The organism is Nocardioides zeae, from assembly GCF_010686755.1.
Lineage (GTDB): Bacteria > Actinomycetota > Actinomycetes > Propionibacteriales > Nocardioidaceae > Nocardioides > Nocardioides zeae.
In genome coordinates this window covers 135,430-161,700 of sequence record NZ_JAAGXA010000001.1, presented here as the reverse complement: position 1 = coordinate 161,700, position 26,271 = coordinate 135,430, and the positions used below count along the sequence as shown (strand labels likewise).

The 26,271-nt window shown below is 74.2% G+C and carries 25 protein-coding genes; 6 read left to right on the top strand and 19 right to left on the bottom strand.

Annotation, left to right across the window (positions count from 1 at the left end):
- Positions 1 to 3: 3 nt before the first annotated feature.
- Positions 4 to 990, bottom strand: a complete 987-nt coding sequence (locus G3T38_RS00830; RefSeq protein WP_174267468.1) for an AraC family transcriptional regulator — start codon at positions 988 to 990, stop codon at positions 4 to 6.
- A gap of 69 nt (positions 991 to 1,059) precedes the next feature.
- Between G3T38_RS00830 and G3T38_RS00825 the strand changes: the two genes are divergently transcribed.
- From G3T38_RS00825 to G3T38_RS00815, 3 genes are read left to right on the top strand one after another with little or no spacing between them, the layout of a single operon-like run.
- On the top strand, positions 1,060 to 2,574 hold the full coding sequence (locus G3T38_RS00825) for a flavin-containing monooxygenase (protein WP_163770182.1): 1,515 nt from the start codon (positions 1,060 to 1,062) through the stop codon (positions 2,572 to 2,574).
- Positions 2,571 to 4,319 (top strand): FAD-dependent oxidoreductase, encoded by a 1,749-nt coding sequence (locus tag G3T38_RS00820; protein WP_163770181.1) that lies wholly within the window; start codon positions 2,571 to 2,573, stop codon positions 4,317 to 4,319. The genes G3T38_RS00825 and G3T38_RS00820 overlap by 4 nt, the downstream gene beginning before the upstream one ends.
- Complete coding sequence (locus tag G3T38_RS00815; RefSeq protein ID WP_163770180.1) at positions 4,316 to 4,969, top strand: acetoacetate decarboxylase family protein; 654 nt, start codon at positions 4,316 to 4,318, stop codon at positions 4,967 to 4,969. Before G3T38_RS00820 ends, G3T38_RS00815 begins: the two co-directional genes overlap by 4 nt.
- 21 nt (positions 4,970 to 4,990) lie before the next feature.
- Here the strand turns inward: G3T38_RS00815 and G3T38_RS00810 are convergent, their stop codons facing one another.
- Entirely contained in the window at positions 4,991 to 5,497 is a 507-nt protein-coding gene (locus G3T38_RS00810) for a DinB family protein (protein WP_163770179.1), read from the bottom strand.
- A 443-nt stretch (positions 5,498 to 5,940) separates the two neighbouring features.
- On the opposite strand from G3T38_RS00810, the gene fdhD reads away from it, so the two are divergent.
- Positions 5,941 to 6,786 (top strand): formate dehydrogenase accessory sulfurtransferase FdhD, encoded by an 846-nt coding sequence (gene fdhD / locus G3T38_RS00805; protein ID WP_163770178.1) that lies wholly within the window; start codon positions 5,941 to 5,943, stop codon positions 6,784 to 6,786.
- Positions 6,787 to 6,799: 13 nt separating this feature from the next.
- Here fdhD and G3T38_RS00800 read toward each other — a convergent pair whose 3' ends face one another.
- From G3T38_RS00800 to G3T38_RS22020, 6 genes are read right to left on the bottom strand one after another with little or no spacing between them, the layout of a single operon-like run.
- Positions 6,800 to 7,495: a response regulator gene (locus G3T38_RS00800; protein ID WP_163770177.1), complete on the bottom strand. Its 696-nt coding sequence runs from the start codon at positions 7,493 to 7,495 to the stop codon at positions 6,800 to 6,802.
- Positions 7,492 to 10,011 (bottom strand): sensor histidine kinase, encoded by a 2,520-nt coding sequence (locus tag G3T38_RS00795; RefSeq protein WP_163770176.1) that lies wholly within the window; start codon positions 10,009 to 10,011, stop codon positions 7,492 to 7,494. The genes G3T38_RS00800 and G3T38_RS00795 overlap by 4 nt, the downstream gene beginning before the upstream one ends.
- A gap of 10 nt (positions 10,012 to 10,021) precedes the next feature.
- The gene (kdpC, locus tag G3T38_RS00790; protein WP_163770175.1) at positions 10,022 to 10,648 is read right to left on the bottom strand and encodes a potassium-transporting ATPase subunit KdpC; all 627 of its coding nucleotides are present in this window, start codon (positions 10,646 to 10,648) and stop codon (positions 10,022 to 10,024) included.
- A 26-nt stretch (positions 10,649 to 10,674) separates the two neighbouring features.
- Positions 10,675 to 12,687, bottom strand: coding sequence for a potassium-transporting ATPase subunit KdpB (kdpB, locus tag G3T38_RS00785; protein WP_163770174.1), 2,013 nt, complete (start codon positions 12,685 to 12,687; stop codon positions 10,675 to 10,677).
- Positions 12,684 to 14,348, bottom strand: coding sequence for a potassium-transporting ATPase subunit KdpA (kdpA, locus tag G3T38_RS00780; RefSeq protein WP_163770173.1), 1,665 nt, complete (start codon positions 14,346 to 14,348; stop codon positions 12,684 to 12,686). Before kdpA ends, kdpB begins: the two co-directional genes overlap by 4 nt.
- On the bottom strand, positions 14,345 to 14,476 hold the full coding sequence (locus G3T38_RS22020; RefSeq protein WP_275940780.1) for a hypothetical protein: 132 nt from the start codon (positions 14,474 to 14,476) through the stop codon (positions 14,345 to 14,347). The genes kdpA and G3T38_RS22020 overlap by 4 nt, the downstream gene beginning before the upstream one ends.
- Positions 14,477 to 14,649: 173 nt before the next feature.
- Between G3T38_RS22020 and G3T38_RS00775 the strand changes: the two genes are divergently transcribed.
- Entirely contained in the window at positions 14,650 to 15,723 is a 1,074-nt protein-coding gene (locus tag G3T38_RS00775; RefSeq protein ID WP_163770172.1) for a mechanosensitive ion channel family protein, read from the top strand.
- Between the two features lie 87 nt (positions 15,724 to 15,810).
- On the opposite strand, the gene G3T38_RS00770 is transcribed toward G3T38_RS00775, so the two are convergent.
- From G3T38_RS00770 to G3T38_RS00720, 11 genes are all read right to left on the bottom strand, one after another.
- Positions 15,811 to 16,014 (bottom strand): hypervirulence associated TUDOR domain-containing protein, encoded by a 204-nt coding sequence (locus tag G3T38_RS00770; RefSeq protein WP_163770171.1) that lies wholly within the window; start codon positions 16,012 to 16,014, stop codon positions 15,811 to 15,813.
- Between the two features lie 216 nt (positions 16,015 to 16,230).
- Positions 16,231 to 17,370: an FtsX-like permease family protein gene (locus G3T38_RS00765; protein ID WP_163770170.1), complete on the bottom strand. Its 1,140-nt coding sequence runs from the start codon at positions 17,368 to 17,370 to the stop codon at positions 16,231 to 16,233.
- A gap of 1 nt (position 17,371) precedes the next feature.
- A complete protein-coding gene (locus G3T38_RS00760) occupies positions 17,372 to 18,061 on the bottom strand; it encodes an ATP-binding cassette domain-containing protein (protein ID WP_163770169.1) in 690 nt (229 codons plus the stop codon).
- Entirely contained in the window at positions 18,058 to 18,966 is a 909-nt protein-coding gene (locus G3T38_RS00755; RefSeq protein ID WP_163770168.1) for an efflux RND transporter periplasmic adaptor subunit, read from the bottom strand. The genes G3T38_RS00760 and G3T38_RS00755 overlap by 4 nt, the downstream gene beginning before the upstream one ends.
- Entirely contained in the window at positions 18,963 to 19,484 is a 522-nt protein-coding gene (locus G3T38_RS00750; protein ID WP_163770167.1) for a hypothetical protein, read from the bottom strand. The genes G3T38_RS00755 and G3T38_RS00750 overlap by 4 nt, the downstream gene beginning before the upstream one ends.
- A gap of 4 nt (positions 19,485 to 19,488) precedes the next feature.
- A complete protein-coding gene (locus tag G3T38_RS00745) occupies positions 19,489 to 19,899 on the bottom strand; it encodes a hypothetical protein (protein WP_163770166.1) in 411 nt (136 codons plus the stop codon).
- Between the two features lie 197 nt (positions 19,900 to 20,096).
- Positions 20,097 to 22,349 (bottom strand): catalase/peroxidase HPI, encoded by a 2,253-nt coding sequence (katG, locus tag G3T38_RS00740; RefSeq protein ID WP_163770165.1) that lies wholly within the window; start codon positions 22,347 to 22,349, stop codon positions 20,097 to 20,099.
- A gap of 43 nt (positions 22,350 to 22,392) precedes the next feature.
- Positions 22,393 to 22,833 carry a Fur family transcriptional regulator gene (locus tag G3T38_RS00735; protein WP_174267504.1) on the bottom strand — a complete coding sequence of 147 codons (441 nt, stop codon included), beginning with the start codon at positions 22,831 to 22,833 and terminating at the stop codon, positions 22,393 to 22,395.
- A 70-nt stretch (positions 22,834 to 22,903) separates the two neighbouring features.
- A complete protein-coding gene (locus G3T38_RS00730) occupies positions 22,904 to 24,448 on the bottom strand; it encodes a molybdopterin-dependent oxidoreductase (RefSeq protein WP_338037374.1) in 1,545 nt (514 codons plus the stop codon).
- A gap of 49 nt (positions 24,449 to 24,497) precedes the next feature.
- On the bottom strand, positions 24,498 to 24,713 hold the full coding sequence (locus G3T38_RS00725) for a hypothetical protein (protein ID WP_163770163.1): 216 nt from the start codon (positions 24,711 to 24,713) through the stop codon (positions 24,498 to 24,500).
- Between the two features lie 420 nt (positions 24,714 to 25,133).
- Positions 25,134 to 25,712, bottom strand: coding sequence for an RBBP9/YdeN family alpha/beta hydrolase (locus G3T38_RS00720; protein ID WP_163770162.1), 579 nt, complete (start codon positions 25,710 to 25,712; stop codon positions 25,134 to 25,136).
- A 58-nt stretch (positions 25,713 to 25,770) separates the two neighbouring features.
- Here G3T38_RS00720 and G3T38_RS00715 point away from each other — a divergent pair, with 58 nt between their 5' ends.
- Positions 25,771 to 26,142, top strand: a complete 372-nt coding sequence (locus tag G3T38_RS00715; protein WP_163770161.1) for a MerR family transcriptional regulator — start codon at positions 25,771 to 25,773, stop codon at positions 26,140 to 26,142.
- Positions 26,143 to 26,271: the final 129 nt, after the last annotated feature.

Below are 26,271 nucleotides of genomic sequence, written 5' to 3'. Positions count from 1 at the left end.
CGTTCAGTCCGCCTCGGCCGCCTGACGGGGCGTCCGGCCGGTCCAGCGCCGGTGGGCGTGGATGAAGCTCGACGCCTCGGCGTACCCGAGCCGCAGCGCGACCTCGTCGAGGCTGAGGTCGGTCGCGAGCAGGCCCACCGCCAGCCCGCTGCGCACCTCGTCGAGCAGCTCGGAGTAGGACGTGCCCTCCGCCGCGAGCCGCCGCCGCAGCGTGCGCTCGCTCAGCCCCAGCCGGCGGGCCACGACGCCCGCAGGCGCCCCGCCCGTCACCTCCTGCGCCGCCAGCACGCGCACCTGCTGGGCCAGGCCGCGGCGCGAGCGCCGGCGCTCGACCAGCTCTGCGCACAGCTGCTCGCAGGCGGCCGCCGTCTGGGGGTTGCCCTGCGGCAGCGGGCGGGCGAGGTTGCTCGCCGGGAACGACACGACCGCCCGGCGCGGCGCCTCCACGGGCTCGAGCCGCAGCTCGAGGGGCAGGCCCGGCAGCAGCTCGCGCAACGCCGTGCCGATCGCGCGGGCGTCCCGGGCCACCAGGAGCGGCCGCACGTCCGGCGGGAGGGTCGCGCCGTCCACGTGCACCTGCACGGTGCCGGTCTCGGCGTCGCCCTCGAGCTCGGCCCGTGGCATCGCGAAGGTGAAGCTGAGGTCGATGTAGCGCGTCGCCAGGTCGACGGCGTGCAGGAGGGTGGGGCTGGCGAGCATCGCGAAGCCGAACACCCCGAACGAGCCGAGGTGGTAGGACGCTCCGATCGCCGCCCCCAGCCGCGCGGGCGGCTCGTCGGGGCGGCGCCGGAGCAGCGCCCGCACGACGGTCAGCTCCTGGTCGGCCGTCACCTCGCCCTCCGCGCCCTCGAGGTCGTCCGGCGAGAGGCCGGTGCCGACGAGGAGCGGAGCAGGGTCGATGCCGTTCGCCCGGGCCCACGCGAGGAGCACCCCGATGCCCGTGGTGGACCGGGGGAAGTGCCAGTCGTGCGCGACCGTCGGGGAGAACATGGCCGGAATTCTGGATCACCTGGCCGCGAATGTCTCGCAGGTCACAGGGCGCGTCCCTACGGTCGTGCCATGACCGATCCCTCCCCCGCCCGTCCGGGGCCCCCCGGGGGGCCCACGCCGCTCCGCGCGGTGGTCGTCGGCGCCGGCTTCGCCGGCCTGGCCGCCGCGCTCCGTCTCCGCGACGCGGGCCTCGACGTGGTGGTGCTCGAGCGCGCCGACGACGTCGGCGGGGTCTGGCGCGACAACACCTACCCGGGCGCCGCGTGCGACGTGCCCTCCGCGCTCTACTCGTTCTCGTTCGACTCCAACCCGGGGTGGCGTCGGTTCTACTCCGAGCAGCCGGACATCCTGGCCTACCTCCGCGACGTGGCCGACCGGCGCGGCGTCCGCGACCTGCTACGGACCCGCACGACGGCGGTCGCCGTGACGTACGACGACGACACCGGCCGCTGGGACGTCGAGCTCGACTCGGGCGAGCACCTCGAGGCCGACCTCGTCGTGCCCGCCGTCGGGCAGCTGAGCGAGCCCGTCGTGCCGGACCTCCCCGGCCTCGCCGACTTCGCGGGTCCCGCGTTCCACTCGGCCACCTGGCGCCACGACGTCGACCTCACGGGCAAGCGCGTGGTCGTGGTGGGCACCGGCGCGAGCGCCATCCAGTTCGTCCCCCGCGTCGCCGACGTCGCGGCGAGCGTGACGGTGCTGCAGCGCTCCGCGCCGTACGTCGTGCCGAAGCCCGACGGGGTCTACCCCGCTCCGGTGCGCGCGCTCCTCGTGCGGTCCGCCCTCGCCCGGAAGGTGGAGCGCCGCGCGGTGTGGCACCTCAGCGAGTGGCTCAACGGCGCCCTCACCGGCGAGATCCCGGGGTCGCGGCTGCCCGGGGCGCTGCGCCGCCTCTGGGGCTGGCAGCTGCGCCGCTCGGTCCGTGACCCCGAGCTCCGGGCGCGCCTCGAGCCGACCGACCCGCTGGGGTGCAAGCGGCTGCTGTTCTCCAACGAGTGGTACGCCGCGCTCGACCGCCCCCACGTCGACGTCGTGACCGCGGGCGTCGCGCACGTCGTGGCCGACGGCGTCGTCGACGAGGACGGCCGGCACCACCCGGCCGACGTCGTCATCTGGGGCACGGGGTTCGCCGCCACCGACTTCCTCCGCGGCCTCGAGGTCACCGGGCGCGACGGTCGCCGGCTCGCCGACCACTGGGCCGACGGCGCCACGGCCCACCTCGGCGTGACGGTGCCCGGGTTCCCCGGCCTGGCGATCATGTACGGCCCCAACACCAACCTCGGCGGCTCCAGCATCCTGGGGATGCTCGAGCCCCAGGCCGAGTACGTCGCCCAGCTCGCCGCGGGGATCGCCGAGGCGCGGGAGCGCGGCGCCCTCGGCCTCGACGTGCGGCCCGAGACCGCGGCGACGTACGACGCGGAGGTGCAGCAGCGGCTGGCCGGCAGCGTCTGGGCGGGCTGCGCGAGCTGGTACCGCACCGACGGCGACGGCCGCATCACGACCAACTGGCCGGGCACGGTCGCGGAGTACCAGCGGCGGCTCGCGGTGCTCGCGCCGGCCGACTTCGAGGAGGTGAAGGCATGAGCGACAGCCACTACGACGTGCTCGTGATCGGTTCGGGCTTCGGGGGCAGCGTGACCGCGCTGCGCCTGACGGAGAAGGGCTACCGCGTCGGCGTGCTCGAGGCGGGCCGGCGGTTCGCCGACGACGAGCTGGCCGCCACCTCGTGGCGGGTCCGGGACTACGTGTTCGCGCCCCGGCTCGGGATGTCGGGCATCCAGCGGATGGACCTGCTCGGCGACGTGCTCGTGCTCTCCGGCGCGGGCGTCGGCGGCGGCTCGCTCGTCTACGCCAACACGCTCTACGAGCCGCCCGCCGCCTTCTACGAGGACCCCTCGTGGGCCGGCATCACCGACTGGCGCGACGAGCTGCGCGCGTCCTACGACCAGGCCAAGCGGATGCTCGGCGTGACGACCTACCCGCGGCGTACCCCCTCGGACGAGGTGATGCGCGAGGCCGCCGCCGCGCTCGGCGTGGAGGACTCGTTCGTGCCGACCCCCGTCGGCGTCCTGCGGGGCGAGGACCACGGGGTCGGGCCGGGCGAGGACGTCGGAGACCCGTTCTTCGGCGGGGCGGGACCGGCGCGCACGACGTGCACCGACTGCGGCTCCTGCATGACGGGCTGCCGCGTCGGCGCGAAGAACACGCTGGTCAAGAACTACCTCCACCTGGCCGAGCGGGCGGGGGCCGAGGTGCACGCGCTGACGACGGTGACCGACGTGCGGCCGTTGCCGACGGGGGGCTACGTGGTGGCCACGCGGCCCTCCGGCGGCGTGCGGGCGGGCCGGGTGTTCACCGCCGGCCAGGTCGTGTTCTCCGCGGCCGCGCTCGGCACGCAGAAGCTGCTCCACCGGCTCCGCGCCTCCGGGTCGCTGCCCCACGTCTCCCCCCGTCTCGGAGAGCTGTCGCGCACCAACTCGGAGGCGATCCTCGGCGTGCGCGCGAAGCGCTCCGGGCGGGAGGGCACCACGGACTTCAGCGAGGGCGTCGCCATCACCTCGTCCATCCACCTCGACGAGTCCACCCACGTCGAGCCGGTCCGCTACGGGCCCGGTTCCAACGCGATGGCGCTGCTCATGGCCACCCTCGCCGACCCCGAGGAGGGCGTGCTGCGCTGGCGCGTCGGGCTGCGCCAGATGTGGCGCAACCGCCGCTCCCTGCTGGCCTTCCACGACCCGCGGCACTGGTCGGAGCGCACCATCGTGCTGCTCGTCATGCAGTCGCTCGACAACTCCCTGACGACCGCCCTCCGCCGCCGACGCCTGGGCCGCGGCCCCGGCAAGCGGCTCACCGCGCGGCCCGGCACGGGCGAGCCCAACCCGATCTGGATCCCGGAGGGCCACGCGCTGGCCCGCCAGATCGCCGAGCAGATCGACGGCGAGCCGGCCGGCGCGTGGAACGACCTCGTCGACGTGCCGACCACCGGGCACTTCATCGGCGGGTGCCGGATGGGCGCCAGCGCCGAGGAGGGTGTCATCGACCCCTACCACCGCGTCCACGGCCACCCCGGCCTGCACGTCATCGACGGTGCCGCAGTGTGCGCCAACCTCGGGGTGAACCCGTCGCTGTCGATCACGGCCCTCGCCGAGCGGGCGGTGTCCCTGTGGCCGAACCGCGGGGAGGCCGACCCCCGCCCGGGGCTGGGCGCGCCGTACCGCCGGGTCGACCCCGTCGCCCCCCGTTGGCCGGTCGTGCCCCCGAGCGCACCCGCCGCCCTGCGGCTGGGCCCCACGCGCAGGGCAGAGGCGCACACCGCGGAGTCGGTGTGAGCGTCGCGTACCCGCCGCAGCCCTGGGACCTCACCGGCCGCGGGTGGATCACGGCGTGGTCGCTGCCGGGGCCGCTGCCCGGGCTGCCGGCCGGCGTGCGACCGGTGGGGCGGCTGGCGCTGACGATGTTCGTGGACTACCGGCCGCCGGGGCAGATGGCGTACGCCGAGCTCCTCGCCGGCGTCATCGTGCGGCAGGGGCGCCGCGTCGGGCTCGCGATCACCGACATCTGGGTCGACTCCCCCGCCTCGCGGGACGGCGGCCGGGAGCTGTGGGGGGTGCCGAAGGAGCTGGCGGGGTTCCGCGTGGCCGACAGACCCTCGCCCGACGCCGGCGCTGCCCTCCGGGCCGAGCTCGACGGCGCCGTGCTCGCGGAGGCGCGGTTCCGGCCGGGCCGGGTGCCCGGCCTCCCCCTCCCCCTACGTGCTCCCGCCGCCATCGCCCAGTCGATGCCGCTCGCCGCGAGCGGCACGGCAGCGCGGCCCGGCGCCCGCACCGTGTGGACGCCGGTGGCGGCCTCGGCCCGGTCCGTGCGACCGGCACGGGCCACCTGGTCGGCGCCCGCCGACGGCCCGCTCGGCTGGCTGGCGGGCGCCCGGTCGCGCGGCAGCGTCGTCGTCGACGGGTTCGCGATGCGGTTCGGTCGCTGACGGCCGCAGCCGCCGCTCGGGCTACGGACGCCGGTCGGGGTCGCGGGCGAGGAACGCCATGAGCCGGTCGGAGGCCGGCGCGTCGGCGGCCACCGGCTGGCGGGGGCCGAACTGGCCGCTGGCGCGCAGCATCTCCTCCATGGGCTCCATCCCGGCCAGGACCTCCGCGCACCGGGTCTCGTCGAGCCCCGGTTCCTGCCTGGAGGCCCGGGCGAGGTCCCAGGCGTGGAAGACGACGTCGTTGGTGCAGAAGCGATCGACCGCCTCCGGCACCGGGACGTCGCCGATGTGGGGGTTCGACAGCACGAGCTCCGCGGAGGCCGGGTCGTCGAGCAGTGCCTGCAGGGCGTCCGCGTGGTGGGTCCAGGCGGCGACGGGGTCGTCCGCCGTCGAGGGCCCGGCCGGCAGCGTCACCGTCGGCGCGAGGGGCGCCGGGAGCCAGGTCACGAAGTGGTCGGCGGCGGCGCGGTGCTCGTCCGCGGGGGTCGGGACGGACGTCGGGTCCGACGGGGTGCTCGATGGCGACATCGCTGTGCTCCTCGGGGAGGCGGTCCGCGACACCGCGCGGCGGTCGGGGCCACCCTCCTCCACGAGGCCCCTCCGGTCGAGCCCCGCGGAGGTCCGCCGACCCTGACGCGTCCGTGATGGTCCAGACAACGCTTGGACACAACCGGCACCAGCGCCGCCCTCGCGCGGCGCTGGTGGACCTCGGTTCGTCCCCGCGGCGCGCCCAGGAGCCGCGTCGGTCCATCACCTGGACGAATCAGGCACGAAGAGCCCGGCATGAGTCCGTCGCAGGCCCGGCCCGTGCGCCGGTTCTGTCCAAGCCTTTCGGGACCCCCGGACCCCTGGACCCCCGGACCCCCGGCCCCCCGGCCCCCCGGGACTCCCTGGCCGCCTGCCCTCGCCCGCGTCCACCCGGCCTCCACGCAGGCCGCAGCCGTCGACCCACGCGGCGTAGGCTCGCGTCCATGGCGGGGAAGCGGGTCAAGCGGGTGCGGGCGCAGCGGATCGCCCCCGGCGAGGCCGGTGGCCCGGGGACGAGGAAGACCCGCGAGGAGCACCTCGCCGTCGAGGAACCCCTCGAGATGCGCGTCGGCGGCAGCTCCTACGCGGTCACCATGCGCACCCCCGGCGACGACTTCGACCTGGTCGCGGGCTTCCTCGTCGGCGACGGCGTCGTGCGCTCGGGCACGGACCTGACGGCGCTGCGCTACTGCGCGGGCGTCGGCCCCGACGGCCTGCAGACCTACAACGTGGTCGACGCCGCGGTCTCCCCGGTCGCGCTGGAGGCGACGCGGCACCGCGAGCGGCACGTCGACGGCACCAGCGCCTGCGGCATCTGCGGGGTCGCGTCGATCGACGCCGTCGAGACCACGTCGTCCCACGACCTGACCGCCGACGACACGCAGGTCTCCACGGCGCTGCTGGCGGGCCTGCCCGAGAAGCTGCGCGCCGAGCAGCGCGACTTCGACCGCACCGGCGGCGTGCACGCGGCCGGCCTGTTCCGCGCGGACGGCACCGCGCTGGTGGTCCGCGAGGACGTCGGCCGCCACAACGCCGTCGACAAGGTCGTGGGCTGGAGCCTCCGCAACGGCCTCCTGCCGTTGCGCGGCACCGTGCTGCAGGTGAGCGGCCGCGCCTCGTTCGAGCTCGCGCAGAAGGCGGTCATGGCCGGGATCCCGGTGCTCGCCGCGGTCAGCGCCCCGTCCTCCCTCGCGGTCGACCTCGCCCGTCGCAGCGGCCTCACCCTCGTGGGCTTCTCCCGTGGCGACCGGCTCACGGTGTACGCCGGCGAGGAGCGCCTGGCGCCGTGAGAGCGCGCCGGGCTCAGGGCGCCAGCGTGTAGCCCAGCCCCGCCGATGTGACGAGGTGCCGCGGGTGGGCCGGATCGGCCTCGAGCTTCCCGCGCAGCTGGGCCGCGTAGACCCGCAGGTAGTGCGTCTCGTGCTCGTAGCCCGGCCCCCACACCTCCCGCAGCACCTGCTCGCGGGTGACGAGCCGGCCGACGTTGCGGGCCAGCACCTCGAGGAACCCCCACTCCGTGGGCGTCAGCCGCACGTCCACACCGCCGCGCGCCACCTTCTTGCGGGCGAGGTCGATGGCGAGGTCACCCACCTCGACGAGCGGGTCGGGGGCCGCGGCGGGGCCGGCCCCGCGGCGTACGGCGGCTCGCAGGCGCGCCAGCAGCTCGTTCATCGCGAACGGCTTCGTCACGTAGTCGTCCGCCCCCAGGTCGAGGGCCTCCACCTTGTCCTCACCGTGCTGGCGCGCGGAGAGCACGACGATCGGCACGGTCGTCCACCCGCGCAGACCGGCGATGACCTCGGTGCCGTCGAGGTCCGGCAGGCCCAGGTCGAGCAGCACGACGTCCGGGCGGGTGGAGGCGGCGGCCTCGAGCGCGCCACGCCCGTCGGCGGCCGTCACCACCTCCCAGCCGTGCGCCCGCAGGTTGATCGCGAGCGCCCGGGCCAGGGCCGGCTCGTCGTCCACCACGAGCACCTTCGGGCTCGTCCCGTCGCTCATCCGACGCTCCCTCCTCCGGCCCGCGGCAGCGACAGCACGAGCGTCAGCCCGCCGCCGGGCGTGTCCTCCGCCTCCAGCGTGCCCCCCACCGCCTCGGTCAGCCCGCGCGCCACCGCGAGGCCGAGCCCCAGCCCGCCCCCGCCGGTGTCCGACAGCCGCTGGAACGGCTCGAACATGCGGAGCCGCTGCGCGGGCGGTACGCCGGGGCCCCGGTCCACCACGAGCACGTCGACCCGCTCGGGCCCGGCGTGGGCGAGCACGCGGACCGGTGTCCCGCGGGAGACCCGCACCGCGTTGCCCACGAGGTTGGCCACGACGCGCTCCAGCAGGCCGGCGTCGGTGCGGACCAGGGGCGTCGACTCCTCCACCTCGAGCGACACGAGCCCGGGCGCGTGTCCCGCGACGGCCAGCGGCAGCACCTCGAGCAGGCTCAGGTCGCGGAGCGTCGGGTGCAGCACCCCGGTCTGCAGGCGGGACAGGTCGAGCAGGTTGTCGATGAGCCGTTCGAGCTGCTCCGTCGCGTCGTCGACCGACTCGACGAGGGCGGCCCGGTCCTCCGCGGTGAGCGAGCCCGCGGCCCCCGTCGCCTCGGCGACGAGCCCGTCCACGCTGGCCCGCATCGTCGCCAGTGGGGTGCGGAGGTCGTGGGACACGGCGCGCAGGATGGCGGTGGTCGTCGACTCGGCGCTCTCGAGCGCGGCGGCGCGCTCCTCGCGGGCCCGGAGGCGGCGGTACTCCAGCACGAGCCCGGCCTGCACGGCGAACGCCTCGAGCACCCGGCGGTCCTGCACCCGCAGCGGTTCACCGCACAGCACGAGCACGTGGTCGTCGTCGACCTGCGCCCGCGTCGTGCCCCCGCCCGGTTCGGCGGCGGCGGCGCCGGTGGCGGCCACCGTCCGCCAGGCGGCGCCGTCCCGCGCCAGGAGGGCGACGCCGTTCTGCCCGAACACCTCCCGCACGCGGAGCACGACGGCCTCGGCGGTGTCCTGGCCGGTGAGCACGGAGCGGGACAGGGCGGCCGTCGTCGCGGCCTCCGTGCGGGCCCGCAGCGACTCGGCCGCCCGACGCGACGCCCGGTCGACGACGGACGCGACAGCGGCGGCGACGGCCAGGAAGACCGCCAGGGCCAGGGCGTTGCGCGGATCGGCGACGGCGAGGTTGCCGACCGGGTGCGTGAACCAGAGGTTGAGCGCCACGAAGCCGAGGAGCGCGGCGAGCAGGGAGGGCAGGAGGCCACCCACGAGCGCGACCAGCACCGTGGTCGCCAGCAGGAGGAGGCTCGCGAGCGGCAGGTCGTCGGTGACGGTGACCTCGTGCAGGACGGCCCCGAGCCCGAGGGGCAGCAGCAGGGCCAGCACCCACCCGAGCACCTGCCGCGCCGTGCTCAGCGGGCTGGGGGCCGAGCGGGCCCGCGTCAGGCGGGGCACGTTGTCGTGGGTGACGAGGTGGACGTCGATCGCCCCCGCCAGCGACGCGATCCGGTCGCCCGTCGTGCCGGCGACGAGGCGTCGCAGGCGTCCGTGGCGCGACACCCCGACGACCACCATGGTGGCGTTCACGCCGGCGGCGAAGTCGACGACGGCGCCGGGCACGTCGTCGGCGGCGACCGTGTGGAACGTGCCGCCGAGGGAGGCGACCAGCTGCTCCGAGCGCTCGACGCTGCCGGCGGGCGCGCCCCGGAGCCCGTCCGTCGCGATGACGTGGAGCGCGAGCAGCTCGGCGCCCGCGGCCCGCTGCGCGAGCCGGGCGCCCCGACGCAGGAGCGTCTCGCTCTCGGGGCCGCCCGTCACCGCGACCACGATCCGCTCCTTCGCGGGCCACGACGCCGAGATCCGGTGCTCGCGCCGGTAGTCGCCCAGCGCCGCGTCGACCCGGTCCGCCAGCCACAGCAGGGCGAGCTCCCGGAGGGCGGTGAGGTTGCCGACGCGGAAGTACGAGGTCAACGACGCGTCGACGTTCTCCGGCCGATAGATGTTGCCGTGCGCCATCCGGCGCCGCAGGGCGTCGGGGGCCATGTCGACGAGCTGGATCTGCTCGGCGGAGCGCACCACCTCGTCGGGCACGGTCTCGCGCTGCCGCACGCCCGTGATGCGCTCGACCTCGTCGTTGAGCGACTCCAGGTGCTGGATGTTGACCGTCGTGACGACGTCGATCCCGGCGGCGCGGATCTCCTCGACGTCGGCCGCCCGCTTCTCGTGCCGCGAGCCCGGCACGTTGGTGTGCGCCAGCTCGTCGACGAGCACGACGGCGGGTCGTCGGGCGATGACCGCCTCGGTGTCCATCTCCGTGAGCGTCGCACCGCGGTAGGAGACCGTACGACGCGGCAGCACCTCGAGGCCCTCCAGCTGGGCCACGGTGCGGGGACGGCCGTGCGTCTCGACGTACCCCACCACGACGTCCGTGCCCCGCGCCCGGCGGCGGTGCGCCTCGTCGAGCATCGCGTAGGTCTTGCCGACACCCGGGGCGGCCCCGAGGTAGACGGTCAGCCGTCCACGCGCGGGGGGCTCGGCCGTCATGCGCGCCAACCTAGTCGCCCGCACCGGCGTCGCGGGCGGCGAGCACCGCGATGTTGAGCGCGAGCACGTCCACCCGGGGCTCGCCGAGGATCCCGAGCGTCCGACCCGCCGTGTGCTCGGCCACGAGGGCGCGCACGGCGGCCTCGTCCAGCCCGTTGGCCGCGGCGACGCGGGGCACCTGCAGCGCGGCGTACGCCGGGGAGACCTGCGGGTCGAGCCCCGACCCGGAGGCGGTGACCGCGTCGGGCGGCACGGCGGCGGGGTCCACGCCCTCCCGGGCGGCGACCTCGGCCCGGCGCTCCCCGACGAGCGCGAGCAGCTCGGGGCTCTCCGGGCCGAGGTTCGAGCCACCGCTGGCGAGCCCGTCCCAGCCGTCGCCGGCCGCCGAGGGTCGCGGCTGGAAGAGGCCGTCGTCGTCGGTCGCCTGGCCGAGGAGCACGGAGCCGACGGCCTCGTCGGCGTCGGTGGTGCGCTCCCCCGCCGCGGTGACGAGGGAGCCGTTCGCCTGCCACGGCACGGCGACCTGCGCGATGCCGGTGACGAGGAGCGGGTAGGCGACACCGAGCAGCACGGTCGCGGCGACGAGCACGCGCAGCCCGGCCAGGCTCTGGCGGAGCAGGGCGAGGAGGTCTCTCACTTCGGTTCCTTCGGGTGGGCCGCCGGTCACAGACCGGGCAGCAGGGAGACGACGAGGTCGAGGAGCTTGATGCCGACGAACGGCGCGACGAGCCCGCCGACCCCGTAGACGAGGAGGTTGCGGCGCAGCAGGGCGTCGGCCGGGCCGGGGCGGTAGGAGACGCCCCGCAGCGCCAGCGGGATGAGCGCCACGATGACGAGCGCGTTGAAGACGACGGCCGAGAGGATCGCCGACTCGGGCGACGACAGGCGCATCACGTTGAGCACGTCGAGCTGCGGGAACGCGACGACGAAGAGGGCCGGCAGGATGGCGAAGTACTTCGCCACGTCGTTGGCCACGGAGAACGTCGTCAGCGCACCGCGGGTGATGAGCAGCTGCTTGCCGATCTCGACGACCTCGATGAGCTTGGTCGGGTCGGAGTCGAGGTCGACCATGTTGCCGGCCTCCTTGGCCGCGGTCGTGCCCGTGTTCATCGCGACGCCCACGTCGGCCTGCGCGAGCGCGGGAGCGTCGTTGGTGCCGTCGCCGCACATCGCGACCATCCGGCCGCCCGCCTGCTCCCGACGGATGAGCCGCATCTTGTCCTCGGGCGTCGCCTCGGCGAGCACGTCGTCGACGCCCGCCTCCGCCGCGATCGCCGCGGCGGTGACCGCGTTGTCGCCCGTGACCATCACGGTGCGGATGCCCATCGCCCGCAGCTCGTCGAAGCGCTCCCGCATGCCCTCCTTCACGACGTCCTTGAGGTGGACGACGCCGAGGAGCCGCGCCGGAGCGTCGCCGACCCGCTCGGCGACCACCAGCGGCGTGCCGCCGGAGGCGCTCACCTGCTCGACCGCGGCCAGCAGCGCCGGGGGCTCGGTGCCGCCGGACTCCCGCACCCACCCGCCGACCGCGGACGCGGCGCCCTTGCGCACCTGGCGCTCGCCCGCGTCGAAGCCGCTCGACCGGGTCGTGGCGCTGAACGGCACGAGCGTGGCACCGGCCGGGAGCGCCGCGTCGGACTGCTCGGGCGTGAGCAGCTCGACGATGCTGCGCCCCTCGGGCGTCTCGTCGGCCAGCGACGCGAGGAGCGCGGCCTCGACCAGGTCGGCGCGCGGCACCCCGGGCACCTCGAGCACCTCGTGGGCGCGCCGGTTGCCGTAGGTGATGGTGCCGGTCTTGTCGAGCAGCAGCACGTCGACGTCGCCCGCCGCCTCCACCGCCCGGCCCGACATGGCGAGCACGTTGCGGCGCACGAGACGGTCCATGCCGGCGATGCCGATGGCGGAGAGGAGCGCGCCGATGGTCGTGGGGATGAGGCAGACGAGCAGGGCCGCCAGCACGAGCACCGGCACGGGGGCCCCGGCGAAGTCGGCGACGAACCACAGGGTCACGCAGACCACGACGAACACGGCGGTGAGCGCCCCGAGCAGCACGTTGAGCGCGATCTCGTTGGGGGTCCGCTGCCGCTCCGACCCCTCGACCAGGCCGATCATCCGGTCGACGAACGACTGGCCCGGGTTCGACGTGATCCGCACGACGATGCGGTCCGACAGCACCGTCGTACCGCCCGTCACGGCGCACCGGTCGCCCCCCGACTCCCGGATCACCGGGGCGGACTCACCGGTCACCGCCGACTCGTCCACCGACGCGACGCCCTCGACCACGTCGCCGTCGCCGGGGATGCGCTCCCCCGCCTCGACGACGACGAGGTCGCCGACCCGCAGGGCCGTGCTGGGGACCTCCTCGAGGTGACCACCCGCCGTACGGCGCCGCGCCGTCGTCTCCGACTGGAGCGCGCGCAGGCTCGCCGCCTGCGCCTTGCCCCGACCCTCGGCGACGGACTCGGCCAGGTTGCCGAAGAGCACGGTGAGCCAGAGCCAGGCGGTGACCGACCAGCCGAGCACGCTGGGGTCGAGCGCGGCGAGCACCGTGGTGAGCACGGCGCCGATCTCGACCACGAGCATCACGGGAGTGGCGAGCAGGGCCCGCGGGTCGAGCTTGCGCACGGCGCCGGGCAGGGCGGTGGCGAGCTGGGCGGGGTCGAGCAGTGCGTTCACGAGAGGGACTCCACGATCGGGCCGAGGACGAGCACGGGCACGAAGGTCAGACCGACCACGACCAGCGCGACGCCCACGAGGAGGCTGACGAAGAGGGGACGGTGGGTCGGCAGGGTGCCGGGGCCGACGGGGACGCGCTGCGCGGCGGCGAAGCGACCGGCGAGCGCCAGCACCAGCACGAGCGGCAGGAACCGGCCGAGCAGCATGGCCAGACCGAGCAGGGTGTTCCAGAACGGGGTGCCCGACGTCAGGCCGCCGAAGGCGCTGCCGTTGTTGTTGGAGGCCGAGGCGAGGGCGTAGAGCGCCTCGCTGAGCCCGTGGGCCCCGTCCTCCTGCAGGCCGGCGACGCCGGCCGGGACGCTCAGCGCGAGAGCGAGCCCGACGAGCACGAGGAACGGGGAGGCGAGCACGTAGACGGCGACGAGCACGATCTCGCGCTGGCCGATCTTCTTGCCGAGGTACTCGGGCGTGCGCCCGACCATGAGACCGGCGATGAACACCGTCACGACGGCGAGCACGAGCATCCCGTAGAGCCCCGATCCCACGCCGCCCGGCGATACCTCGCCGAGGAGCATCCCGACCATGGCGACGCCGCCGCCGGGAGCCGTGAACGAGTCGTGCAGGGAGTTCACCGCGCCGGTCGAGGTGCCGGTGGTCACCGCGGCGAAGAGGGCCGAGCCGGCCGTGCCGAAGCGTGTCTCCTTGCCCTCGAGGGCGCCGCCGGCGGCGTGCGGGACGGTGCCCGGGCCCGCCATCTCCGCCCAGGTGAGGAGGGCGACCGCCACGACGAGGAGCAGGCCCATCGCCGCCAGCACGGCGGCGCCCTGGCGCCGGTCCCCCACGATGAGGCCGAACGCCCACGCCATCGCGAACGGGACGAGCAGCATGAGCACGATCTCGATCAGGTTCGTCAGCGGCGTCGGGTTCTCGAACGGGTGCGCCGAGTTCGCGTTGAAGAACCCGCCGCCGTTGGTGCCGAGCTCCTTGATCGCCTCCTGGCTGGCCACGGGCCCGCCGGGCACGGACTGCTCCCCGCCGGTGAGGGTCGTGACGGTGCGGGCGCCGGAGAGGTTCTGCACGACGCCGAGCAGCGCCAGGAGCACCGCGGCGACGAGGGCGCCCGGCAGGAGCACCCGGACGGTGCCGCGCACCAGGTCGGTCCAGAAGTTGCCGATCCGTCCGCCGGCCCCGCTGCGGGACAGGGCGCGGGCGAGGGCGGCCGCCACGGCCATGCCGGTGGCCGCCGAGACGAAGTTCTGCACGGTCAGCCCGGTGGCCTGCGCGAGGTGGCCGAGCGCGGCCTCGCCGGAGTACCACTGCCAGTTCGTGTTGGTGACGAAGCTGACGGCCGTGTTCCAGGCGCCGTCGGCCGGCAGCGCGCCGAAGCCGAGCGAGAGCGGCAGGTGCTGCTGGAGCCGCAGCACGGCGTACAGCAGGAGGATGCCGACCAGGGAGAAGCCGAGCGCCGACAGCGCGTAGGTGCGCCAGTGCTGGTCGGCGTCGGGGTCGATGCGCAGGAGGCGGTAGGCGCCGCGCTCGACCGCCAGGTGTCCGGGGGCGGTGTAGGTGTGCGCCAGGTGGCGGCCGAGCAGCGGCACGGCCAGCGCCAGCACCACGACGAGCACGAGCACCTGGCCGACCGCGGGGAGGAGCTCGCTCACCGGCCGGCACCGCCGTCGGAGGGTCCGGGGGGCGGGGCGGCCGACCGGTCCCGGTCGAGCACGCCGACGAGCAGCGTCAGGAGGGCGATCACCGCGAGGGTGAGCGTCACGTAGAGGGCGTCGTTCACGCTCCGGATCGTGCGTCCGTCCGGGCCGTCGTCACGACCGTCCTGACGGTTCCTTGACGGCCCCGCCGTCGGCGCTGACGGAACCCTGACGGTGGGAACTTCTCAGGGCCTTCTCACCGTGGTGCGACGCGTCTCACTTGGCTCACCCCCGGGGCCTTTGTCACCGTGGAGCGATGCCCTCAGGAACAACCGACCTGCTCGTGTCCACGGGGATCGTCGTCGCCGTGGCCGTCGCGCTGGGGTTCGCCGTGCCCGCCGCCGTCAAGCGCGCGGGACGCCGGTGGCCGCCGGCGGACGCGCTCGTCCGCGCCGCACGCTTCCCGTTCCGGGTGCTGGTGCTCGTCATCGGCCTCAACGCCGTCGTCGCCGCCAACCGGCCGCGCGGCGACGGAGCGGAGGCGTGGGACACCCTGGCGCTGGGCCTGCGGATCCTCGTCATCGTCAACGGCGCGTGGCTGCTCTCCGTCGTCGTCCTCTTCGTCGTGGACGCGGCCCTGCGGCGCGCCGACCTCGAGCTCGACCCCCGCAACGCCAAGCGCATCCGCACGCAGGTGCAGGTCGCGCGCCGCGTCGTCGTGGTCGCGATCGTGGTGCTCGCCTTCGGCGCCGTGCTGCTCAGCTTCGACGGGGTGCGTGCCGTGGGGGCGAGCCTGCTCGCGTCCGCCGGTCTCGTCTCCGTCGTCGCGGCCCTCGCCGCGCAGTCGACCCTCGGCAACCTGTTCGCCGGGCTGCAGCTCGCGTTCAGCGACGCGATCCGGATCGACGACGTCGTCATCGTGGAGGACGAGTACGGCACCATCGAGGAGATCACGCTCTCGTACGTCGTGGTGAAGCTCTGGGACGACCGTCGCCTCGTGCTCCCCTGCACCTACTTCACCAACACGCCCTTCGAGAACTGGACCCGCAAGGACTCCGAGATGATGGGCACCGTCGAGCTCGACCTCGACTGGCGGATCGACCTGCAGGGGCTGCGCGCGGAGTTCGAGCGCTGCCTGGGCGAGACGTCGCTCTACAACGGCCGCTCGAGCGGCCTCGTCGTCACCAACGCGGTGCAGGGATTCGTGCAGGTCCGGGCCAGCGTCACGGCCGACGACCCCGGCACGCTCTTCGACCTGCGGTGCTTCGTGCGCGAGCGGCTCGTGGGCTGGGTGCAGGCGCACAACCCCGACGCGCTGCCCCGCCAGCGGTTCGAGGTGGTGGGCGAGCAGGCGGCGCCGAGCGCGCTGTTCAAGCCGGGAGCGGCCTGAGCCCTGCTCTTCCCCTTGCCCCAGTCGTGGTGTGAGGCCGCTGCTTTCCGCAGGTCTCACACCACGACCGGAGACCCCGGGAGGGGTTCAGCCCTTGCGGAGGCTCGACTCCTTGTGGGCCGCGGTGGCGCCGGTCTTCTCCGACTCGACGATCCAGTAGGGCTCGTCCTCGCTCGCCTTGAAGTCCTGCTTGTCGTGCTGGAACGGCTTGGTCTTCTTCTCCTTCGCCGTGCCCGTCGTCTCGCCCTGCGAGGTGTTCCAGTGGACCGTGTCACCCTTGCTGATCGCCATGACGTGACGCTAGTGCGCACTCCCAAGCCCGTACGCCGCGAGCGGGGCCTTGGGGAAGAAAACGCGGACGAGGCGGGCGGCCGACCCGAGCCGGCGAAAGAAAACGCGGACGCGACGCCGCGACACGCCGAGGGTCACGCCCGCACGGGTCCGCGTTTTCTTTCTCCGCCCGCGTCGGCGCGCGCATTCTTCTCGACCGGACAGAAACCGTCCGACTCAGGACACCTTCGGTTCGAGCACGTCGAGCGGGTCCTGCGAGGTCGCACGCAGGACGGGCCACGTCGAGGCGACGACCAGGACCGCCGCGGCGCCCAGCACCAGGCGCGCCAGCGCGCCCGGGTTCAACAGGTCGGCGTCGGTCCCGAACGTCGAGCGGGCGACCTGGTCGGTGACCGGTTGCGCGAGCACCGCGACCAGGACGGCCGCCGCGACGCCCAGCACGACCGTGAGCACGACGTCGACCGCCACGAGGATCGCGACGTGGAGCCGGCGCGCCCCCAGCGCGGTCCCGAGGCCGAAGAGCCACATGCGGTCCCGGACGACGATCAGCTGGGAGATGAGCAGACCGAGCGCGCCGAGCCCGAGCACCCCCCAGCCGATGACGCCGAAGATCGTCTTGATGCCCTGGCTCGCCGCGCGGACCTGCTGACCGCCGTCGAGCCGTGCGACGTCCACCGTGGCCTCGTCCACGCTGCTGCCGAAGCGGAGGGCGGTGTCGCCGAGCCGCTGCCGCAGGGCGGCGCGGATGGTCTGCTCGCTGTCGTCACGTCCGGTGGTGACGACGAACCGGTAAGCCACGGGTTCGGCCGTCATCAACGCGGCGACGTGCTCGTACGCCGGCGCGACGAACAGCAGGCTCAGGCCCCACCGGCTCTCCTGGGCCGCGGACGGCACGAAGATCCCGGTGGCCGGCACCGCCTGGCCCGCCAGGCACACCTCGGTGTCGCTGGGGACGTCGGCGCCGTACGGCAACGCGTAGGGCGTGCCGTCTGCGTTGTAGACGAAGCGGACCATGCCACGGCCCAGCGTGTCGTAGGGCGGGCACTCCGGCTGGATGTCGGGGTAGCCGACGACGTACGGGATCGGCTCCGAGCTCACCGGGTCGAGCGCGTCGTGGACGGCGTCGACCAGCTGCCCACGGTCCAGCCCGAAGCTGGTCTGCATCTCGACCGCATAGCTGCCGGGCACTCCCGACTCCGCGTCGATCGCCTCGTCGAGCCCCTGGGCGCCGATCGCGGAGAGCTGGGTGACGACCAGGAACACCGTCATGGCGAGCGCCACGAGCACCACGGAGAGCACCAACCTCACCCGCCCGGCCCAGGCGAGCTTGAGCGCGAGCGCCACGGTGCTGGCCACGTCACGGTGCCACACGCGCGAGCACCCCCCGGTCGAGACGCATCCGGTGCTGCGCGAGGGCGGCGATGGTGGTGTCGTGGGTGACCATCACCAGCGCCGTGCCGTGCGCCCGCGGTAGCGCGAGGAGCAGGGCGGCGACGTCGCCGGCCGTCTCCTCGTCGAGGTTCCCCGTCGGCTCGTCGGCGACGAGCAGTGCGGGGCGGGTGAAGACAGCGCGCGCGATCGCGACCCGCTGCCGCTGCCCGCCGGACAAGGCGTGCGGCCGACGGGCCGCGAGGTCGCCGATGCCCAGCTCCTCGAGGTCGGAGCAGGCCCTCTCGCGCGCGGCGGCGCGGGACAGTCCGTGCGGCGCGAAGTGCCACCCCAGCATCACGTTGTCGACGACGGTGAGCGACGGCTCGAGGTGGAACGCCTGGAAGACGATGCCGATGCGTCCGGCCCGCAGGGCAGCGCGCTCGCGCTCGCGCATGTCGCTGACGGCCACCCCCTCGATGCAGACACTGCCCTCGGTGGGGCGACGGAGCAGGGAGAGCACCGAGATCAACGTCGACTTGCCGCTGCCCGAGCGCCCGACGATCGACGTCGACGTCGCCGCCTCGCAGACCAGGTCGACGCCCCGGAGCGCGACGACGGGACCATCCACGGAGCGGTAGGAGACGCCGACACCGCTCAGCTGCGCTGCGGCGGTCACGGCGCACTGCTGTCGACGTCGTCCGGCGGGACGAGGACCTGCCCGGCCTCGATGTCGCCGCTCACGACCCGGCTCACCCCGTCGGTGACGCCCACCTCGACCTCCACCTTCCTGGTGGACCCGCCGTCCTCGACGACCACGAAGTAGCCGTCCGTCCCGGCGTCGTAGCCGATGGACAGGTTCGGCGCGACGAGCACGTCGGGCGGCGCGTCCGCCGTGATGGTGACCGTCGACCGCAGGGCAGGTGCCGTCTGGACCTCGGGCCCCACGCGGCAGTGCAGGGTGGCGGCAGCCTCGGGGGTCGCCTCCTCGACCGGCACGCTCCAGAGAGCGCGACAGCCGACCGTGCGCGGCCCCGTCAGCGTCTCGACCGCAGCCGTCGCCTCGAAGCGCATCGAGAGGAAGCGCAGGTACTGGATCGGGGTGAGCGGGGCCGTGACGTCCATCCCCGGAGCATCGATCCAGGCCTCGCCGTCGCCGCTGGCGAAGGACCCGGCGACCGGCGCCACCGCCGGTCCCTCCTGAGCCTGCAGGCTGGCCAACGTGGACGCGCTCGCGCCCGTGGCGCCTGTGCCGTCGAGCGCGGCACGCACGGCCGGACGGACCACCATGGCGCCGACCGGCTGCCCGGCGCTCACCCCCTGCCCCTCGGTGACGAGCGGGCCCTCCAGGGCGAACTGGGTGCTCGGGAGCAGCGACACCCTGCTTCCCTCGGCCGTGACCGCGTCGAGGGTGTAGCGCACGTCCAACGTCGTCCGCCGGACCTGGGCGACCGGATCCGTCGCCCCGTCCTCCACCGGCGCAGCGTCACCCCCGACGATGTCGTCGCCGGATCGCGTGGAGCACGCGCTCGCTCCTGCGACGATCACGACAACGGCCACGATCACGCCGCGGGCGCGCCTCATCCGATCTCCCCGACCACGTCCTCCACCGTCGGCCCGGAGACGTCACCGGGCTCGGCCGGGATCCAGTGGCCACACGACGACTCGCCGGTGAGGAAGCCGCGCACCTGCGCCGGGTCGCCGCTCGCGTAGAGCGCGGCGAGGTCGTCGTGCATCCGTTGCCAGTCGGCGTAGGACGGCTGTTGCGGACGGGTCGGCTCGGGCAGGGCAGCGAGCGTCGGTACGGCGCCCGTCGTCACCCACGTGCGGTAGTCCGCCGCCACACGACGGCAGACGACGAAGTTGATCGTGATGCCCTGGGCCATGCTCGCGGCTGCCGACGACGACGCCTCGTCCTCGATCTTGCCCACCGCGTCCGGGTTCTCGAGCACCTCCTCGACGACGGCCTGGTCCAGACCGTCGAAGGCGGCGGCATCCGCCGTGAGGCCCGCGGCCTCCTGCTCGGACGACCCGCCACATGCGCTGACGGTGGTGGCGCACGCCAGGGCGCACGCCACCACCAGGGTGTGTCGGAGTGACACGTGGTCAGGACCGCGAGGTGACGGTGTAGTTGACGGTGTAGCTACCTCCGTTGAACGGGAGGACGCTGCAGTCGCTCGGCACGTACTTCTTGGCCTTCACCGTGTACGTCGACGGCCGAACACCGCTCCAGCTCACGGTGTCCCCCGTGCCGGTCATCTTGTATCCGAGCGAGTTGCCGTTGGACGAGACGGCATTCCAGTCGGTCCGACGATTGTCGTCGGCCGAGTCCTGGCGGATCTTGAAGGTGCCGGTGCTGCCCTGGACGATCGTCGTACCCGTGGCCACTGACGTCCCGTTGCACTCGACCTCGAGCGACTTGCTCTTGGAGGCCGCGCTCGCCCCTAGCGCGCTGCCGGCCATCACGACCGCCGCGCCCGCAACCACCGCGCCGAACTTCATCGAGCTGCTTCGCATGTCTCCCCCTTGCTCACGCACCCTGATTGGGGTGCACGAGGACACAGTAGAGACGTGACAGGCCCCTGCGTGGCAGAACACGCACTCAACAGATCGAAGCGCGTCCGACTCATCGGACCACGCCGCCGACGACGACAACGGGGCCCGCGGAGTGCGCCGCGAGCCCCGTGCCGGGTGGTGCTGTGCTGCCGTGGCGCTCAGGCCAGGTCGAACCGGTCCGCGTTCATGACCTTCGTCCACGCGGCGACGAAGTCGCGCACGAACTTCTCCTTCGCGTCGTCGCTGGCGTAGACCTCCGCCAGCGCCCGCAGCTCGGAGTTCGCACCGAAGACCAGGTCCACACGGCTGCCGACGAGGGTCTCGCCGGTCGCCGTGGTGCCCGTGTAGGTCTCCTTGGTGTCGTCGGTCGGCGCCCACTCGGTGCCGAGCTCGAGCAGGTTCACGAAGAAGTCGTTGGACAGCGTGCCGACCTTGTCCGTGAACACGCCCGTGCTGGAGCCGTCCGTGTTGGTGCCGAGCACGCGCAGGCCGCCCACGAGCACGGTCGCCTCCGGGGCGGTGAGGCCCAGCAGGTTGGCGCGGTCGACGAACAGGAACTCCGCCGGGAGGCGGTTGCCCTTGCCCAGCCAGTTGCGGAAGCCGTCGGCGACGGGCTCGAGGTGGCTGAACGACTCGACGTCGGTCTGCTCGAGCGTCGCGTCGGTGCGCCCCGGGGTGAACGGCACCTCGATCTCGACGCCGCCCTCCTTCGCCGCCTGCTCGACCGCCGCGGAGCCCGCGAGGACGATGAGGTCGGCGAGGGAGACGCGCTTCGCGCCGGCCTGCTCGTTGAAGCGGTCCGCGATGCCCTCGAGCACGCCGAGCACCCGGGCGAGCTGGTCGGGGTTGTTGACCTCCCAGCCCTTCTGGGGCTCGAGACGGATGCGCGCGCCGTTGGCGCCGCCCCGCTTGTCGCTCGAGCGGTACGTCGAGGCCGACGCCCACGCCGTACCGGCGAGCTCGCCGACGGACAGGCCGGAGCTGAGCACCTCGCTCTTGAGGAACGCGATGTCCTCGCCGTCGATGGCCTCGTAGTCGGCCGCGGGGACCGGGTCCTGCCAGATGAGGGTCTCGGCGGGGACCTCGGGGCCGAGGTAGCGCTGGATCGGGCCCATGTCGCGGTGGGTCAGCTTGAACCAGGCGCGGGCGAACGCGTCGCCGAAGGCGACCGGGTCGTCCTTGAACTTGCGCGAGATCTGCTCGTAGACCGGGTCGAAGCGCAGGGCCAGGTCGGTGGTGAGCATGCGCGGCTCCTGCCGGCCCTCGCCGTGGGCGTGCGGCACCATGTCGGCGCCGGCGCCGTTCTTCGGCCGCCACTGGTTCGCGCCCGCGGGGCTCTGGAAGAGCTCCCACTCGTAGGCGAACAGGATGTGGAAGAACTCGTTGTCCCAGCGGGTCGGGTGGTAGGTCCAGGTGACCTCCAGACCGCTGGTGACCGTGTCCGCACCGTTGCCGGCGCCGTAGCCGTTCTTCCAGCCGATGCCCTGGTTCTCCAGGGGCGCGGCCTCCGGGTCCGGGCCGAGCTTGTCGTCCTGGTGGGCGCCGTGCGTCTTGCCGAAGGTGTGACCACCGGCGATGAGCGCGACGGTCTCCTCGTCGTTCATCGCCATGCGGCCGAACGTCTCGCGGATGTCGCGGGCGGCGGCCAGCGGGTCGGGCTGGCCCTCGGGGCCCTCGGGGTTCACGTAGATGAGACCCATGGTGGTCGCACCCAGCGGCTTCTCGAGCTCGCGGTCGCCGGAGTAGCGCTTGTCCGTGCCGAGCCACGCCGTCTCGGAGCCCCAGTAGACGTCGTCGTCCGGCTCCCAGACGTCGGCGCGACCACCGGCGAAGCCGAAGGTGGAGAAGCCCATCTCCTCGAGCGCCACGTTGCCCGTGAGGACCATGAGGTCGGCCCACGAGATCTTCTTGCCGTACTTCTTCTTGACCGGCCACAGCAGGCGCCGGGCCTTGTCGAGGTTGACGTTGTCGGGCCAGCTGTTGAGCGGCGCGAAGCGCTGCATGCCGGCGCCCGCGCCACCGCGGCCGTCGAAGACGCGGTAGGTGCCGGCCGAGTGCCACGCCATGCGGATCATGAACGGGCCGTAGGTGCCGAAGTCAGCCGGCCACCACGGCTGCGAGTCGGTGAGGACGTGGGCGATGTCGCGCTTCACGGCCGCCAGGTCGAGCGAGGAGAACTCGGCGGCGTAGTCGAAGTCGGGGTCCATCGGGTCCTTGGCCGGGGCGTGCTTGGCCAGGATGTCGACGTTGAGGCGGTTGGGCCACCACACGCGGTTCGGCTCACCCTGCGTCGGGTGGGGCAGCTGGTCGCCGTGGGCGACGGGGCAGCCCGAGGCCTCGCCGGGAGCCGGTACGGGCTCGTCGGTCGTGATCTGGCCGTGCTCGTTGCCAGGGGTGGGCTCGGTGGACATCAAGTTCCTTCCGGTGGTTGCGAACTGGAGGAGCGGTGGGGTCTCAGGTCCCCGTCGCGGCGTCGGCCGGGACGGGAGCGGCAGCCGCGGTGGTCGCGGCACAGGCAGGGCAGGTGCCCCAGTAGATGACCTCGGCCTCCTCGACGGCGAAGCCGTGGTCGTCGGCGGCGGTGAGGCAGGGCGCGTGGCCGACCGCGCAGTCCACGTCGGCCACGGTGCCGCAGCTGCGGCACACCACGTGGTGGTGGTTGTCGCCGATCCGGGCCTCGTAGCGCGCGACCGATCCGGCGGGCTGGATGCGGCGCACCAGCCCGGCCGTGGTCAGCGCGCTCAGGCAGTCGTAGACCGCCTGGTGGGAGACCGTCGGCAGGTCACGCCGTACGGCTCCGATCACCGTGTCGGTGTCGGCGTGGGGGTGGGCGTGGACCGCGCCCAGCACCGCCAGCCGCGGACGCGTCACGCGGAGGGCGGCACCGCGCAGCATCTGCTGGAGGTCGGGTGCCGGAGTCACGTCCCCCACCTTGCCGCGTTTTCTTGATCGAGTCAAGAAAGGCTCAGGTGGCGGTGAACCGCACCTCGTGCCACCCGCTGGCCCCGTCGGGCACGACGTCCGTGCGCACCGAGGTCTGCGTCTCGCCGTCCGCGTCGGTGGCCCGCACGACCACGGTGTGGTCGCCCGGCCCGCAGGAGACCCGCGTCGACCACTGCACCCAGGTGTCGGCGCTCGGCACGGCCCCGAGCTCGCAGGTCGTCCACGGCCCGCCGTCGACCTGCACCTCGACCTTCGCGATCCCCCGGTGCTGCGCCCAGGCGTCGCCGGCGATGTCGACCTCGCCGGCCCGCACGTCGGCACCGTTGCGCGGCACGAGCACGCGCGACTGGGTCTTGACCGGACCCTCCGGGGCCCACCCCCGCTGGGTCCAGTAGGCCTCGAAGGCGTCGAACCGGGTGACCTCGAGGTCGACCACCCACTTGGTCGCCGACACGTAGCCGTAGAGGCCCGGCACGACGGCCCGCACCGGGAAGCCGTGCTCGATCGGCAGCGGCTGGCCGTTCATCGCGTAGGCGAGCATCGCGTCGCGGTCGTCGGTGAGCACCCCGAGCGGGGTGCCGCAGGTCCAGCCGTCGTCGGAGGTCTGCAGCACGGCGTCGGCGCCGTCCAGCACGCCCGCCTCCGCGAGGAGGGGGGCGATGCGGACACCGGTCCACCAGGCGTTGCCGATGAGGTCGCCGCCGACCGGGTTGGAGACGCAGCAGAGGGTGGTCCACGCCTCGGTGGACGGCCGTGCGAGCAGGTCGGCGAGCGAGAGCTCGAGCTCCTTCTCGACCATCCCGTGGATCCGGAGACGCCAGGCGTCGGGGTCGACGAGGGGGACGGCGAACGCGGTGTCGATGCGGTAGAACTGCTGCCCCGGCACCTGCCAGCGCCCCAGTCCCGGCACGTCGAGCTGCGCGCCCGCCGGCACCTCGCCCGGCGTGGCACGCAGGCGGTCGACGAGCGCCTCCCGCGCCGCCTCGACCGTGCGGCGCGAGCGCCCGGCGAACCGGCCCGCCGCGCCGATGACGACCGAGGTCAGGGCGATCCCGCCGGCGATGACGAGGAAGCGGCGTCGGCCGGCACCGCCCGTTCCGTCCCGCTCCTGCCGCGCGGCGGCGCGGTCCGCGTCCTGCAGCACCGCCAGGCACGCGACGCCGACGCAGGTCGCCAGGCCCGGCGGCACGACGAGGGCCGCCTGGGCCGCCCCCACTCCGCTCTCCCCCGGGTTCACGAGGACGGCGACGCTCGCCAGCACACCGAGGCCGACGAGCACGACCCAGCCGAAGCGCCAGCGGCCCGCCAGCGCGCACAGCGCGAGGGCGCCCACGGTCACGACGGCGACCAGGATCGGCTTGTCGGCGGTGCCGACCAGCTCGATGAACCCCTTGACGAGCCCCGCGGGCGTCAGGTCGCGGACCAGCTCGGCGACGGCGGCCACCGGCCCCGTCCGTTGGCGCAGGAGCGCGGCCAGGACCTCGCCCACCGCCAGCATCGCTGCGCCGGCGACGATCCCCGCGACGTACGGCGCGGTCCGCGCCCCCCGGTTCCCGTCGGTGCTCACGGGCCCAGTGTGCGCGTCGGTCCTCAGAAGACCCTGAGGACCGGCGCGCTCAGCGGTCCAGCGGCTCCCAGCGGCCGCCCACACGACGGCGGAGGAAGGCCTCGAGGGCGTCCAGGTGCGGCTGCCGGAACCGACGCGCCAGCAGCCACCACGCCAGGGCTCCGAAGACCGGGGCGGCCAGCAAGCCGCCGAAGGGACGTTCGAGCCACTCGCCCGGCAGGAGCACGAGCAGGGGTGAGAGCAGGAACAGCAGCGCGAGCCCCACGCAGACCCACCCCAGGGCGCGCCCGCCGGAGCACACGACGACACGGGCCCCCCAGGAGCCACCAGGACGACGTCACCCTGGGCGGCCCGGACCCCCTGCTGGGGGCCGAAGCGCCGGAAGACGGTGCCGCGCCAGCGATCCGCACCCTTCACGACGAACCGGGGCCGACCGTTGAGGTGCGTGAGGTCGGCGCGGTCGCTCGCGGCGTACCTGAGGGCCACCTCCTCCGCTGCGGAGAGCACCACCCGGAACCGCCGCCGCATCGACCGGCGCTCGTCGGTCCCGTCGTCCACCTGCACCCCCTCCTTCTCGACCGGCGTCGAGACGCCGCGCCGGGCAGCACGCGCACGACGGTCACGACGACCTGGAGAGCGTCGACGGACACCGTCAGGGTCGCACGGCCCAGGGCCGTGCCGCGGGTCAGACCGGCGGACCGGCCCCCACGAGCGCATCGAGCACCTGCGGCAGCTTGGTGGCGCCGTCACTCGCGAGGAAGTGCCCCGCACCCGGCACCACGTGCGCGCCCACCCCGAGCTGGGCGGCGAGACGGTCGGTCAGCCCCGGCGGCACGATCGGGTCGTCGTCTGACCGCAGCACCAGCACGCGGTCGACGTGGGCGGCGATCCCGCTCGTGTCGCAACCGGACCCGATGAAACCGCCGAGCTCGGGCAGGACGGGCAGCGGATCCACGAACCCGGCGACGAGCACGAGCGTCCCCAGGCGCCACGACGGGTGCAGGCCGCGGAGGTGGCGCAGCACGGCGAGGCAGCCGAGGCTGTGCGCCACCACGCTCGTGCCTGCGCCGGGCATGCCCAGCGCCGCCGCGACTCCTCGCTCCCACGAGGCAGGGTCGGGGGCGAGCGGGTCCGGCAATGCCGGGACCGTCGTCGGGACCCCGTGCTCCGCGAGGCGGGCCGCGAGCCACGCGAACCAGTGGTCGTCGGGCGTGGCCCGGAAGCCGTGGAAGATGACGGCACGCTCCGCTGCTGCAGGTGTCATGCCGCCGGACGCTAGGGGCTCACGCCGGCGTGAAGGTCAAGGGAACGAGGAGGACACGATGCAGATCGGCCAGCTGTCCCGGCTCACCGGCGTCAGCACGCGGGCGTTGCGTCACTACGACGAGAGCGGGGTGCTCGTCCCCGGGCGCACCAGCAGCGGGTACCGGACGTACACCGACGACGACGTCGTGCGCGTGCACCAGATCAGGGCCATGATCGCGGCCGGGCTGGGCACCCCGACCATCCGGCAGTACCTCGACTGTGCCCGCACCGGCGACCACGGCACCCACCTCGCGATGTGCCCGCGCCTGCGCGCCGACCTGGACGCGGTCGCTGCTCGGCTCCGAGCGCAGCGGGCCGCGCTGGACGCGACCGTCGAGCGGCTGGACGAGCTCGCGGGCTCCGCTCCTGAGGGTGAGCGGCGCACCTGAACCAGGCCCCACCTCAGGACGTCATGCACCCCGGTCGCTCGAGGCACCGCTCCGCATGACGTCCGAGGAGGAGAAGCGCCAGGACGACGAAAGCGCCCCGGGATGATCCCGGGGCGCTTCGTCGACGAT

Bases quoted from the DNA above. Each gene is read 5' to 3' on its own strand.
- G3T38_RS00715 (WP_163770161.1), top strand. From the start codon at position 25,771: ATGCAGATCGGCCAGCTGTCCCGGCTCACCGGCGTCAGCACGCGGGCG.
- katG (WP_163770165.1), bottom strand. From the start codon at position 22,349: ATGTCCACCGAGCCCACCCCTGGCAACGAGCACGGCCAGATCACGACC.
- G3T38_RS00830 (WP_174267468.1), bottom strand. From the start codon at position 990: ATGTTCTCCCCGACGGTCGCGCACGACTGGCACTTCCCCCGGTCCACC.
- G3T38_RS00770 (WP_163770171.1), bottom strand. From the start codon at position 16,014: ATGGCGATCAGCAAGGGTGACACGGTCCACTGGAACACCTCGCAGGGC.
- fdhD (WP_163770178.1), top strand. From the start codon at position 5,941: ATGGCGGGGAAGCGGGTCAAGCGGGTGCGGGCGCAGCGGATCGCCCCC.
- G3T38_RS00800 (WP_163770177.1), bottom strand. From the start codon at position 7,495: ATGAGCGACGGGACGAGCCCGAAGGTGCTCGTGGTGGACGACGAGCCG.
- G3T38_RS00825 (WP_163770182.1), top strand. From the start codon at position 1,060: ATGACCGATCCCTCCCCCGCCCGTCCGGGGCCCCCCGGGGGGCCCACG.
- G3T38_RS00795 (WP_163770176.1), bottom strand. From the start codon at position 10,011: ATGACGGCCGAGCCCCCCGCGCGTGGACGGCTGACCGTCTACCTCGGG.
- G3T38_RS00810 (WP_163770179.1), bottom strand. From the start codon at position 5,497: ATGTCGCCATCGAGCACCCCGTCGGACCCGACGTCCGTCCCGACCCCC.
- G3T38_RS00775 (WP_163770172.1), top strand. From the start codon at position 14,650: ATGCCCTCAGGAACAACCGACCTGCTCGTGTCCACGGGGATCGTCGTC.
- G3T38_RS00720 (WP_163770162.1), bottom strand. From the start codon at position 25,712: ATGACACCTGCAGCAGCGGAGCGTGCCGTCATCTTCCACGGCTTCCGG.
- G3T38_RS00820 (WP_163770181.1), top strand. From the start codon at position 2,571: ATGAGCGACAGCCACTACGACGTGCTCGTGATCGGTTCGGGCTTCGGG.
- G3T38_RS00745 (WP_163770166.1), bottom strand. From the start codon at position 19,899: ATGCGAAGCAGCTCGATGAAGTTCGGCGCGGTGGTTGCGGGCGCGGCG.
- G3T38_RS00735 (WP_174267504.1), bottom strand. From the start codon at position 22,833: ATGCTGCGCGGTGCCGCCCTCCGCGTGACGCGTCCGCGGCTGGCGGTG.
- G3T38_RS00755 (WP_163770168.1), bottom strand. From the start codon at position 18,966: ATGAGGCGCGCCCGCGGCGTGATCGTGGCCGTTGTCGTGATCGTCGCA.